The sequence below is a fragment of the Streptomyces sp. NPDC051976 genome (assembly GCF_040680795.1).
Taxonomy (GTDB): Bacteria; Actinomycetota; Actinomycetes; order Streptomycetales; family Streptomycetaceae; genus Actinacidiphila.
Window position 1 is genome coordinate 1 of record NZ_JBFAXL010000079.1, and the last position, 11,753, is coordinate 11,753.

Sequence of the window (11,753 nt, forward strand, 5' to 3'; positions counted from 1 at the left end):
TGTTCCTAGCCACCCTCCCCATCCTCATCTTCTACCTCGCCTTCCAACGCCACTTCGTCAAAGGCCTCACCGGAGGCGCCACCAAAGGATGAGCCGTGGAGACCGGCGTCTCACAAGCGGATCATCCTGCGGGGGCAGCTCAGCGACCGGGCCCCGCCGCCCCCCGTGGGGGAGCGGGTCCCGGTCGCTTCATGAGCCTGCGGTGCGTTTGCAGGCATCGTTGTCATGAGGCGGGCACCTGGGGTCCTCCCCTCTGGACACTACGGGTACGATGCGTCGCCAGCCGCAAGTACACCGCAAAGACGCAACGACCGTGTCCGAGACTCAGATGGAGGGCAAGGGCGTCCAGGCGCAGTACGGCGCCCAAGTGGCAGCCGACATTCAGGGCAATGCGTCGGCGCTGAACTGGCCGCTCTCGAAGACCGTCTGCGCGCCTTGCGCAAGGATCATTCTGCAAGTGCAGCGCGCCCTGGGTACTGCGGGCTCAACCGCCGGGGCGCCGGAGGAAGCAGCCGAGCCCGAAGTGGAGGAGGCCGGTGAGGTGCCGAAACCGCGTCGCACGTCGGCCGGAGAAGACGCGGCCCCGCAGAATACCAGCCCGGCTGGCAAACCCGAAGAAGGCGGCCACGAGGGCGGAAAGCCTTCGTCGGTAGGGGTGAAGGCCGCCAAGCCCACGCTTGTCATCCTGGTCCGCGACCAGTTCACCCAGCAGGCAGAGCCCCGCTCGGCAGCCGAGATCACCGCTGCCCTCGTCCGGGCTGACCCGGACCGATGTGCCAGCGACCTGTCGGGTGGGCCGGGCTTCAGGACCGGATGGTTCGGCCAGGAGTCCGCCCGCGTTCTCCGTGTCTACGATCCAGTGCGGTACCTGCGGCAAGCGGAGGCGGGATTTTTGTGACCCGGCGGTTCTCTCAGGTGTCTCCACTCATGTACGGCAGAGTCAGAGGTGTGCTGAAGGAGCGCGGGAATGTCGAGTGAAACACTGGACGTGAAGCTGGTGGCAGCTGCGCGAGGGGGCGCGCAGGAGGCTGTGGAGGAGCTGGTGGGCCGGTATCTTCCGCTGGTTTACAACATCGTCGGGCGGTCCCTGTCGCGGGGTGCGGACGTGGACGATGTCGTGCAGGAGGCGATGCTGCGCGTGGTGCGTGGATTGCCCGGACTCCGTGACGAACATGCCTTCCGTTCCTGGCTGGTCGCGGTGACGATGAGTCAGGTCCGGGAGTATCGCCAGTCGCATGTCACTTCGGACAAGGCGCTGGGCGAGGTAATGGACGACGTCGCCGACCCCGGTGCGGACTTCGTAGACCTCTCGCTGACCCGACTCGGCCTCTCCGGTCAGCGGCGGGAGACTGTCCAAGCGACCCGTTGGCTGGACGAGGGCGACCGAGAGCTGCTTTCACTCTGGTGGCTGGTCGCTGCCGGGCACCTCACGCGCGCGGAGTTGGTCCAGGCGATCGGCCTGGACTCGCACCATGTCACGGTCAGGGTGAGCCGGATGAAGGAGCAGTTGGACAGTGCACGGCTGATCGTGCGGGCCCTTGCCGCCGATCCGCGCTGCGTCGAGCTGTCTTCGATCATCGCGACATGGGACGGGCAGCCGAGCGGGCTCTGGCGAAAGCGGCTGGCCCGGCACGTACGCGCATGCGCGACCTGCGGAGGGCTGGGCACAGATCTGATTCCACCCGAGCGCCTGCTGGTGAACTTGGCCCTGGTGCCGCTGCCAGTCGGCTTCATGGCGTACATCCTCACGGCCGGCAGGGGCAACGCGGGATACGAGGTCACGTCGGCCGATGTGTCGGTGGCCGCCCGACCGAGTGCCCACACCCGGCACCGGGCTCCAAAGCACCGCGCCGGGCACTCACTCGCCTCGCTCGCCGCCAAGCCCGCCCTGGTAGCGGTCACGCTCTCGGCCACCATCGCGGCGGCGATCGGTGTCGCGACGGTGATCCCGGGCCCGGACACTTCCGACCATAAGGCCAACGACCAAACCGCCCTCTCAGCCCTCGACCGCCACACCTCCCCGGTCCTGTCCACACCCTCATCTGCGGATGCGAGCGCGGACGCCACACCGTCTGCCTCACGCTCGGCGAGCGCGGCACCCTCAGCGTCCCTCACACCGACACCGGAGCCGACGACCACACATCGCGTACAGGCCGCGCCCTCCACATCGCCAGCTGCCGCTGCGACCACACCCCCCGCGCAGCCCTCCGCCGACTCCAATGGGCAGGGTGCTCCCACCGCTGAAGTTCTCGCCCGGCAGCAGCAAGTGCTCGCGATGATCAACAAGGCGCGGACCGACCACGGACTGCGCCCGTACACCCTCCTCGACGGGCTCAGCCGAGCCGCCCAGGCCCACAACCTGGTGATGGCGTCCGGATGCGGCCTACAACACCAGTGCCCCAACGAACCGGCGGCCCAGGACCGTGACGGGGCCGAGGGAGTTCATGGCATGGCGGGGTGGGAGAACATAGGCATGGGCGATCCCGCAGCTGCGACCCAGGCAATGCTCAGCGAGCAGTCGCCGAACGACGGGCACCTTCGCAACATCCTGAACCCGAATCTCATGTACGTCGGGATAGCCGTCTACTGGGGCGGCGGGAATTGGTGGATGACCCAGGACTTCTCCCAGTGAAAGCTCGTGCTCCCCAGCGCTGCCCGAAGGGCCCGACGTTCTCTCGAGCCGATTGATCTTGACACCCCTGGTGCTGGCGGCACCCCGGGCGCGGGGGAGGAGCAGCGCGTTCGACGTGGCACAGACGTGTATCCGCTGCTCCATGTCACGTCGCAGGGAGCGTGTTCAGGCAGCCGTGTGTCCCGTGGTCTGCGGCGGATGGAACTGGGCCAGCGGCCCAGCTGTCAACGGCCGTCGAGATGCCCAGCAGCGGCGCTTGCGTTCTCACGCTCGCTGTAACATCCCCTGATTGTCAGGTGGGTTGATGGCGAGGCGGGGACGCATGCGCAGGCTGGAGTTCGAAGCGGCGTCCTGACGTCTTCCGGCGGCTGGGGCAGGCATCGCCGAGGCGCGCACATGGCTCGGCAGCGGAACGAAGACCGGCTGCCGGTGGCGGGTGGAGACGCCCTTCAGCCAACTCTTCCCCAAAAGCCTCCTGAGCGGGCCGGTACCTGTCGCTGTTGCAGTGCCACAGGATCATCGCCTCGCTGCGCGAACCCGAGACGCTGGGGGCCTGGGTGACGCCGACGGTCGTCCAGTCGCCGCCGGAGCATCGCAGGACACCGAGGCCCAGTTGACCCGGCTGCGGGTGGAGAACGCGCGGCTGGCCAAGGCGGAGACGGAATGGCAGCTGGAGCGGGAGAACCTGCGTCGGGCCGCGGCGTATTTCGCCCAGGAGTTGAAGTGAAGACCGTCGCGCGGGACTTCGTCTCCACCCATGCCGAGATGTTCGGCATCAAGCGGATATGCAGGGTGCTGGAGGTCTCCCGCTCGGGCTACTACCGGTGGATCGCCGGCGCCGAGGCGCGGGCGGGGCGGCAGTCCGAGGAAGACGTCCTGGTCGCCGAGATCCGCGAAATCCATGCCGAACACCGCGGGAACCACGGCGCGCTGCGCGTCTATGCCGAACTGCGCGGCTTCGGCCACACGATCAACCGCAAGCGCGTGGCCAGGCTGATGCGCAAGCACGGCATCGTCGGCCGTCACCTGCGCAGGAAGAAGCGCAACCACGATCGCGGACCGCATCGTGTCGTGTCGCCACGGGAGACGGTCACCGCGCCTGGTGCGACGGTCGGGCTGGGCGGATTGTTGCCGCTGCCGTTCACCGCACCCCCGGATTGGCTGTCCAGACACCCGGCGGTGGCGGCCGTGTTCCAGGCCGTGCAGTGCAGTCGAAGCGGATGCCACGGAATGTGATTGGTGGCGTTGGCGGTTACGGCGAAGCCTTGGACAGACATCCAGATGCCGCTGGTCTTGCTAAGCGCGACGGCCGCCGGTCGCCCGTAGGCTCCGAGAAGAGCTTGTGACAGGACAACCGGAGGACGCCGAAGCGCTGTGTTGAGACTGCCTCAGGAGAGGCGGAGGGGGGGCCGTCGTTCATGCCATGGACGCGCCCGCTCCAGCGCGGATGCGAACCGGAACACCTGCGTGTCGTCGAACGTCCTGCCTACGATCTGGAGACCGATAGGTATCCCCGTTTCTCCGTCGAAGCCGCTTGGCACCGACATGACCGGGCACTGGTTGAGGAGGTTGAACGGGTAGGTCAGCATCCAGCCTATGTAGGGATGCGTGGGTTTCCCGTTGATCTCGAACGTTCCATCGTCGTTCTGATGGTCCGCCTTGACCGCCGGGATCCCCAAGGTGGGGCAGAGGAGAACGTCGTGATCTTCGAGGATCGGTCCAAGCTTTTGGTACATCCTCTGACGAACGCTGTTGACGGCGTAGTACTCGGGAACCGTGCGCCTCGAGCCCGCCTCCATCTGCTGGACCAGGAAGGGATCGAGTTGGGCGCGCCAGGGGGTGTAGAGGTGTTTGGTCAGGGACCAGACGGCGCCCTCCCAAGCCGCGAGCCAGGCTTCGAGCACGCTCTGGTCCCAGCCGAGGTCGACTTCTTCGACCGTACAGCCCAGCTCCTCGAACGTCTTGACCGCCGCCATCGTGTTCGCCCTTACCGCCTCGGATACTTCGCAGTATCCGAGGTCCATCGACACCGCGACGCGCAGACCGGCGACTGACTCGAAACTCTTCGGGAGTGTCAGGCGATCACGAAGGGTCGTGATGTCTCCCGGATACACGCCCGACATGACGTTCTGCATGAGCGCTGCATCCGCGACGGTGCGCGTCAGCGGGCCGTAGCACAGCAGGGACTCGTTTGGATGGTCCGCGTCGACGGGGTTGCGTCCGAAGGGTGGCTTGTATCCCACGACCCCGTTCACCGAGGCCGGCGAGCGAAGCGAACCACCACCGTCGGTGCCGTCAGCGATGGTCGTCATCCCAGCGGCGAGCGCCGCCCCCGCGCCACCGGACGAACCGCCTGGACCGTAGCTGAGATTCCAGGGGTTGCGGGTGACACCCCAGAGAGGGCTCTGCGTATGTCCGCTGTGTGCGAACTCCGGGGTGGTCGTGCGGGCGTGCAGGATGATGCCGGCATCGAGGAGCCGCTGCACCGTAGGCGCGGACTGCTCCGGCCGGAAGTCCTTGAACAGCCGCGAGCCGTAGGTCGTGATCTCGCCCTTGACCGGGTGCCAGTCCTTGATCGCGCAGGGAATGCCCTCGAGAGGTCTCGCGGAATCCGGCGACGACGCGTAGATCTGTTCGGCTTTGCGAGCCTGCTCCCTGGCTCGGTCAAAGTACGTGTACGTGAAGCAGTTGAGATCGCCGTTCACGGCGTCGATCCGTGCGAACAGCGCATCCACGAGTTCGACCGGAGACAGTTCCTTCGACTTGAAGGCGGCAAGAGCCTCCGTGGCGGAAAGGAACGGCAGATCCGATTCACTGATGTTCATGAACTATCCCTACCGATGGCTTGATGTGGGGTGGGCTCGTCTCGGTCAGAGGTTCTGTGCTTCTCCGCCAAAGAAGTCCAGGAGATGCTTCGCGAGCACGTTCGGCTGCTCTTCGGGGACCCAGTGAGCACACTCCGGAAGGATCACCTCGCTGACGTTTTCGGCCATCTGCCGCATGGAAAGCGCGACAACCGGGCCAACGCCGTAGCCCTCCGGCATGCAGTGTGCACCGCCGACCGCGAGGACGGGCATCTTGAGTTTGCCTTCCGCGCGGCTTGCTTCGTTGTCAGCGATGTCCTGTGTGAAGGCGCGGTAGTACTCGAATCCAGCGTGCAGCGATTCGGGATCGCTGTAGTTGCGGACAAACTCGGCGACATCGTCATCGCTGAAGACATCGTCGCGGTACGCATAGTTCCGATAGAACCATCGGAGATAGGTCTCCTCGCGGCCGCTGATCAGACCCTCGGCGAGCCCGGGCTCCACATGAAAGCCGTGATGCCAGCGTGCGCCACCATGGTCATCGAGGGACAGTCCGTCGCCGGGAATGAACATGTCGATGATCGCGAGTCGACGGATCGCGTCGCGGTGCGCGGCGGTGAGCGCGTATGCGACGACGGCGCCCCAGTCGTGGCCGACGAGGTTCCATGATTCGAGTCCGAGTTCGCCGTGGAGCAGCTGCCAGAGGTCGTTGGCGATCGTCCGCTTGTCGTAACCGGACGCCGGGCGCGACGAGTCGCCCAGTCCGCGAAGATCGGGTGCGATCACCTTGTAGTTGCCCGCGAGCAAGGGAATGACCTTGTGCCACTCATACCACGTGGTGGGCCAGCCGTGCACCAGCACAAGGGGGTCCCCTGAGCCCGCTGTCACATAGTGGAGCCGGACTTCCTCGAGATCGGCGTAGTGGTGCTCAAGCTCGACGGAGTCGGGCGCGCGATCGATGGTGGACATGGTCCTCACCTCTCTGGGGCTTTCATACAGGATTTATCGGGGCAAGTCCGGGCGCAATACGTCAGTCGACCGATCACCTGAGCTGTATGGAATCGCCGACGCGGACGCGTCTCGATGAGCTTGCCTTCCTTGGCAGGGCGTCCGAGGCTGTGCCGACCGGCGGCCGTCGCAGGCCAGGACTCCGATGTGACGATCACCGTATGGAGAGTGTGGTGTCCGCCACTATCCGCTGTGTATCGGAACCCTGCGTCACCACTTGCACGGTTTGTAGGAACACCTGCTGTGGCCGCTGCGTCCGGAGTGAGGTGCGTGTGTCGGGCAGCCGGTCGATGCTCAGGGGGCGGTACGGCCTGTCGAGGCGTCGAGGACGCGCAGAGCGCGTAGGCCGAGGTGGAAGGTGAGCCGGTCATTGCCGTCGGCGAGGTCGAGCCCGGACAGATCGTGTATGCGGCCGAGGCGGTAGTAGAGGGTCGTGCGGTGTATGTGCAATGCGGTGGCCGCTGTCGGCGGGGATGCGGCGGAGTCCAGGTACACCTCCGCGGTCTGCAGAAGGACTCCGGAGGGATCGGCGGCCTTGAGTGCGTGGAGTCCGGTTGGGACCAGGCGGTGGAGTGTCCGGGAGTTCATGTCGAGCAGGACGCTGTATATGCCGAGGTCCGCCCAATCCACTATGTCGCCGTGGCCTTCGAGCAGGAGGGCTCCACGGGCAGCGGTGGTGGCCCGCTCGTAGGCTGCGCTCGCCTCGGTGAGGCCGTCAGGGGCATGTGAGTGGCCGACGGCAGCGCGCTTGATGTCGGCATGGCCGGTGAGAGCCTCGAGGACCCGCCGCGTGGTGAGTTCGACTCTCGTGGGCGGGTGTGCGTGAGTGAGCAACATGACGCCTTGCCCATCTCGGCTGAGGTAGGCGCAGGACGCGGTCTCCGTCATGGCGGCGACAGCGGTGAGAGCGGTGCGCATCACGGCATCGGCCTCGGGGGCGGACATGGCATGGCTTGCGACCGTCTCCACGACCACGATGTGCGCCGGGGCCCCCGCGGCGACCTGGACTCCGTCGGGCGGCGTCCGGGCGGCTCGTTGTCGGGTTTCGTTCTCGGGCCCCAGTAGGTCGGCCAGCCAGTTCTCTTTCGCCTCTTGCTGCCTCGTCTGTTCCTGCGCGATGTCGCTGAGAATGGCGGCGATGGAGGCGGCTGCCTTCTCGGCCCGCTCAAGGTCTCTCGTACTGAGAGTGTGCGCTTCGTCGATCATCATCAGGTAGCCGAGGAGCTGTCCGCGCCAGCGCACGGCGGTACAGGAGCGACGTTTCATGTCGATGTCGTCGTTCGCCGGGATGAACCCGGACTCACGCCACATCGAGACGCGCTGGGCGTTGATGTGCGCGATGGCAGCAGGCTCAGCCTGGCGTTGCAGAATGCCTCTGACGCGGACGGTGTCCTCGTCGCCGAGGTGGGTGCTGTGGGTAATGACTCGGATGTCGGGAGTCACGACCACGATGGACCGTGCGACTTCGGCGGCGAGAGCGTCGACGATGTGCCGGATGTCCTCAGTCATGAGCGATACACCTCGGCTCGGAACGTGAGGCTGGACCATGGCTTGCGTAGCGCCTCTGCGACCACCATAGCGACTTGGCCGCAGCACCGAGAGAAGCGGTGGGCCGAGACGGTCGTTTGTGCCGGGTGGGTCCTGGTCGGCGTTCGCGGTGGCTGTGCTGGTTGCCGGGGCCGCGGACCGTAATGGCACACGGTGCTCAGTGGAATCCGCGTACATGCTGGGCGACCCGCTCTGCCGCTCCCTCGCTATCGCCTGCGCGGACGGCCCGCAGGATCGCGTGATGCTCGCGCCGCAGGCGCATCGCGGTGCGTGGCCAGTCGGGCAGCGTGGCGACGGCGCCGAGAATGGTCTGATGGATGGCATCCCGCAGACCGGCCATGATCGCGGTGTTGACCTCGTTACCGGCGGCTCGCGTCAGGGTGACGTGGAAGTCCGCGTCGAGCTGGTGGAAGGCGTAAGGGTCAAGTCCAGGAGCGTCCATCTGATGCAGCAAGGTGGCGGCGTGGTCCAGCTCCCCCTGCCGGGGCGCCTCGGCGGCAGCGCGCACGGAAACGCTCTCGATCATCACACGGGTCTCGACCAGGTCCTTCATCGGAAGCCGCCGGCTCGCCAGATGCATCCGCAACGCGGCACCTATCCCGCCTGCAGGATCCGCGATCACCGTGGTTCCGGCCTCGGGGCCGGACCCGACACCGCTGCGCACCACGCCCAGCGCCTGCAGCACGCGAATGGCCTCACGCACCGTGGGTCGGCTCACTCCCAAGTCCTCGGCCAGTCGCCGCTCAGGGGGTAGCTGCTGGCCCACGACCAGCCTGCCGGCGGCCAGTTCGCCCTCGACGTGGCGGAGTACCGCTCCGAAACTGCCTGCCGTCGGCATTCGCCCCTCCAAAACGATCAGCCTACAGGGGTGGTGTGGTCTGACCACATGACCCTAACCTTGCGGCCATGAGAATCGCACTCTTCGCCACCTGCCTGGTAGACGGGCTAGTTCCCGATGTGGGGAAAGCCACCGTCCGGCTGTTGGAACGGCTCGGCCATGAGGTTTTCGTGCCGCCGGGCCAGACGTGTTGTGGGCAGATGCACATCAACACCGGATACGGCGGCCAGGCTGTCCCGATCATCCGCAACCACGTCGAGGCCTTCGCGACCGCCGATGTCGTTGTGACACCGTCCGGATCGTGTGCCGGGTCGATCCGACATCAGCACGCCGACGTCGTCCGTGCGCATGGCCACCCGAGGCTGGCCGACGCCGCCGCGGAAGCGGCCTCTCGGACCTACGAACTATCGGAGTTCCTGGTCGACGTCCTGGGAACCACGGATGTGGGGGCGTACTTCCCGCATACCGTGACCTACCACCCCACCTGTCACTCCCTGCGCGTACTCGGCGTTGGCGACCGGCCGCTGCGGCTGTTGCGCGCCGTGCGCGGCATCGACCTCGTGGAGCTGCCGGCGGCCGAGAGCTGCTGCGGCTTTGGCGGCACGTTCGCGCTGAAGAACGCCGACACCTCCACAGCCATGCTGGCCGACAAGATGAGCGCCGTGATACAGACCGGTGCTCGCGTGCTGACCGCCGGTGATGCGTCGTGCCTGATACACATAGGTGGCGGACTCAGCAGGCTGCGCAGCGGGGTGCGCACCCTCCACCTGGCCGAGATCCTCGCGAGTACCGCCGGCACCGACGCCGAAATGAAAGCGGTGGCGCGATGACCTTCCTCGGTATGCCTGCCGGCCTCGGCAACCTGACCGGTCAGCCTTTTCCCGAAGCAGCCCGCGATGCTCTGGGCGACGCGCAGCTGCGCCAGAACCTCGCCAAAGCGACCGGCACGATCCGGTCGAAACGCGCCGCGGTCGTCGGCGAGATGTCGGACTGGGCGGAGCTGCGCGCGGCCGGAGCAGCCATCAAGGACGAGGTGCTCGCACACCTCGACAGCTATCTGCTGCGCTTCGAGCAGGCGCTGACCGAACGCGGTACGACCGTGCACTGGGCCCGTGACGCCGACGAGGCGAACAGGATCGTCTCAGACCTGGTGCGGGCCACCGGAACCACCGAGGTGATCAAGGTCAAGTCCATGGCCACTGCGGAGATCGGGCTGAACGAGGCGCTGGCCGACATCGGCGTACGCGCCATCGAGACGGACCTCGCCGAGCTGATCGTGCAGTTGGGCGGCGACCGGCCCAGTCATATCCTGGTGCCCGCGATCCACCGCGGCCGGGCGGAAATCCGGGAGATCTTCCTCCGGGAGATGCCGGGTGTCGATCCCGGCCTCACCGACGCCCCGTCGGCCCTTGCCGAGGCGGCACGCCAGCACCTGCGGCGCAAGTTCGAAACGGTCGACGTGGCGATCTCCGGAGCGAACTTCGGCGTGGCTGAGACCGGCGCCCTGGTTGTGGTGGAGTCCGAGGGCAACGGTCGGATGTGCCTGACCCTGCCCCGAACGCTGATCAGTGTCGTCGGGGTCGAGAAGCTGCTGCCCAGATGGCAGGACCTGGAGGTCTTCCTTCAGCTGCTGCCCCGTTCCTCGACCGGTGAGCGGATGAACCCCTACACCTCGGTGTGGACGGGACCGACGGAGGGGCAGACCAGCCATGTCGTGCTTGTCGACAACGGCAGGACAGCGACCCTCGCCGATCCCGACGGTCGTGCCGCACTGCGCTGTATCCGTTGCTCGGCCTGCCTGAACTCCTGCCCGGTATACGAGCGTACGGGCGGCCACGCCTACGGCTCGACCTACCAAGGACCGATCGGCGCGGTGCTCTCGCCGCAGATGACGGGGGTCAAGGAGAATCCCACGCTGCCGTTCGCTTCCTCCTTGTGCGGCGTCTGCTACGACGTCTGTCCGGTCGCCATCGACATCCCGTCGATGCTGGTGCACCTGCGCGAGCGCGTGACCGGGGAGAAGGGCCGCACTCACCCCGAGAAGCTGGTCATGCGTCTGCTCGCCTGGCTGATGTCCGGCCCCCGCCGCTGGCGCGGAGTGCTGCGCGCGGGCCGGTCCGGCCGACTGCTCGGGAGACGACGAGGCCGCATCGGCCACCTGCCGCCCCCGATCTCGAGGTGGACCTCGGCCCGCGACCTGCCGCGTCCCCCTGCCCAGACCTTTCAAGACTGGTGGAAGTCCCGATGACTCGAACAGCCCGCGACACCGCACGCCACCAGATCCTGGCCAGAATCACAACCGCGTTGGACCAGAACAGTCCGACGCCCCCGATCGTGCGGAACTACCGCAGGGCCGGATCTGGAGGCCCAGGAGACATCGAGCTGTTCGCCGACCGTCTCCGCGACTACGGCGCCCATGTCCGCGTCGTGGCCGCCGACGGCGTCGCGCGCTCGATCGCCGGAGCATTGGCCGAACGGGGCGCGACCCGTGTCCTGGCCGCACCCGGGACACCACTTGCCTGGGCGCCGGACGCCGCGCGCGGGCCCGCAGACGTGCCCACGCTGACGCTGACGCACGCAGTGATCACCGCCTGCTGCGTCGCGATCGCCGACACCGGAACGATCGTTCTTGACCATGACGCCGCTGACCAGGGCACTCGAGCCCTGACGCTACTGCCCGACTACCACCTCGTCGTGGTCCGCCGCGACCAGGTGGTCGCCGGGGTGCCGGACGCCGTCGCGGCGCTTACCGAAGTGCGCACGCAGACATGGATCAGTGGTCCCTCAGCGACGAGTGACATCGAACTGGAACGGGTCGAGGGCGTACACGGCCCCCGCACGCTCGAGGTGATCCTCGCCCTCTGAGCCGACCACCAGCCGCGGCGGAGTGCGTGTGCACGCGACGGCGGCGTGGTCAGTCAGA

10 protein-coding genes and 1 pseudogene are annotated in these 11,753 nt (G+C 66.9%); 7 read left to right on the forward strand and 4 right to left on the reverse strand.

Annotation, left to right across the window (positions count from 1 at the left end; translation table 11 throughout):
• The 4 genes and pseudogenes from AB0M29_RS40730 to AB0M29_RS40745 form a co-directional block, all read left to right on the forward strand.
• Positions 1 to 92 (forward strand): annotated as a pseudogene (locus tag AB0M29_RS40730) (carbohydrate ABC transporter permease); the annotation flags it as partial.
• Positions 93 to 313: 221 nt separating this feature from the next.
• Positions 314 to 898: a hypothetical protein gene (locus AB0M29_RS40735; RefSeq protein WP_365391880.1), complete on the forward strand. Its 585-nt coding sequence runs from the start codon at positions 314 to 316 to the stop codon at positions 896 to 898.
• A 69-nt stretch (positions 899 to 967) separates the two neighbouring features.
• Entirely contained in the window at positions 968 to 2,632 is a 1,665-nt protein-coding gene (locus AB0M29_RS40740) for a sigma-70 family RNA polymerase sigma factor (protein WP_365391882.1), read from the forward strand.
• A 723-nt stretch (positions 2,633 to 3,355) separates the two neighbouring features.
• A complete protein-coding gene (locus AB0M29_RS40745) occupies positions 3,356 to 3,868 on the forward strand; it encodes an IS3 family transposase (RefSeq protein WP_365391884.1) in 513 nt (170 codons plus the stop codon).
• A 152-nt stretch (positions 3,869 to 4,020) separates the two neighbouring features.
• On the opposite strand, the gene AB0M29_RS40750 is transcribed toward AB0M29_RS40745, so the two are convergent.
• The 4 genes from AB0M29_RS40750 to AB0M29_RS40765 form a co-directional block, all read right to left on the reverse strand.
• Complete coding sequence (locus AB0M29_RS40750; protein WP_365391886.1) at positions 4,021 to 5,457, reverse strand: amidase; 1,437 nt, start codon at positions 5,455 to 5,457, stop codon at positions 4,021 to 4,023.
• A gap of 45 nt (positions 5,458 to 5,502) precedes the next feature.
• Positions 5,503 to 6,405, reverse strand: coding sequence for an alpha/beta hydrolase (locus AB0M29_RS40755; protein WP_365391888.1), 903 nt, complete (start codon positions 6,403 to 6,405; stop codon positions 5,503 to 5,505).
• 333 nt (positions 6,406 to 6,738) lie between these two features.
• Positions 6,739 to 7,992, reverse strand: coding sequence for a helix-turn-helix domain-containing protein (locus tag AB0M29_RS40760; RefSeq protein WP_365391890.1), 1,254 nt, complete (start codon positions 7,990 to 7,992; stop codon positions 6,739 to 6,741).
• A gap of 157 nt (positions 7,993 to 8,149) precedes the next feature.
• A complete protein-coding gene (locus tag AB0M29_RS40765) occupies positions 8,150 to 8,830 on the reverse strand; it encodes an FCD domain-containing protein (protein ID WP_365391892.1) in 681 nt (226 codons plus the stop codon).
• A 68-nt stretch (positions 8,831 to 8,898) separates the two neighbouring features.
• Here AB0M29_RS40765 and AB0M29_RS40770 point away from each other — a divergent pair, with 68 nt between their 5' ends.
• The 3 genes from AB0M29_RS40770 to AB0M29_RS40780 are packed head-to-tail and all read left to right on the forward strand — an operon-like array spanning position 8,899 to position 11,695.
• Positions 8,899 to 9,660 (forward strand): (Fe-S)-binding protein, encoded by a 762-nt coding sequence (locus AB0M29_RS40770; RefSeq protein WP_365391894.1) that lies wholly within the window; start codon positions 8,899 to 8,901, stop codon positions 9,658 to 9,660.
• Between the two features lie 11 nt (positions 9,661 to 9,671).
• A complete protein-coding gene (locus AB0M29_RS40775) occupies positions 9,672 to 11,078 on the forward strand; it encodes a lactate utilization protein B (RefSeq protein WP_365391896.1) in 1,407 nt (468 codons plus the stop codon).
• Positions 11,075 to 11,695, forward strand: coding sequence for an LUD domain-containing protein (locus tag AB0M29_RS40780; protein ID WP_365391898.1), 621 nt, complete (start codon positions 11,075 to 11,077; stop codon positions 11,693 to 11,695). Before AB0M29_RS40775 ends, AB0M29_RS40780 begins: the two co-directional genes overlap by 4 nt.
• Positions 11,696 to 11,753 lie beyond the last annotated feature (58 nt).

Bases quoted from the DNA above. Each gene is read 5' to 3' on its own strand.
- AB0M29_RS40780 (WP_365391898.1), top strand. From the start codon at position 11,075: ATGACTCGAACAGCCCGCGACACCGCACGCCACCAGATCCTGGCCAGA.
- AB0M29_RS40750 (WP_365391886.1), bottom strand. From the start codon at position 5,457: ATGAACATCAGTGAATCGGATCTGCCGTTCCTTTCCGCCACGGAGGCT.
- AB0M29_RS40755 (WP_365391888.1), bottom strand. From the start codon at position 6,405: ATGTCCACCATCGATCGCGCGCCCGACTCCGTCGAGCTTGAGCACCAC.
- AB0M29_RS40775 (WP_365391896.1), top strand. From the start codon at position 9,672: ATGCCTGCCGGCCTCGGCAACCTGACCGGTCAGCCTTTTCCCGAAGCA.
- AB0M29_RS40740 (WP_365391882.1), top strand. From the start codon at position 968: ATGTCGAGTGAAACACTGGACGTGAAGCTGGTGGCAGCTGCGCGAGGG.
- AB0M29_RS40760 (WP_365391890.1), bottom strand. From the start codon at position 7,992: ATGGTCCAGCCTCACGTTCCGAGCCGAGGTGTATCGCTCATGACTGAG.
- AB0M29_RS40770 (WP_365391894.1), top strand. From the start codon at position 8,899: ATGAGAATCGCACTCTTCGCCACCTGCCTGGTAGACGGGCTAGTTCCC.
- AB0M29_RS40765 (WP_365391892.1), bottom strand. From the start codon at position 8,830: ATGCCGACGGCAGGCAGTTTCGGAGCGGTACTCCGCCACGTCGAGGGC.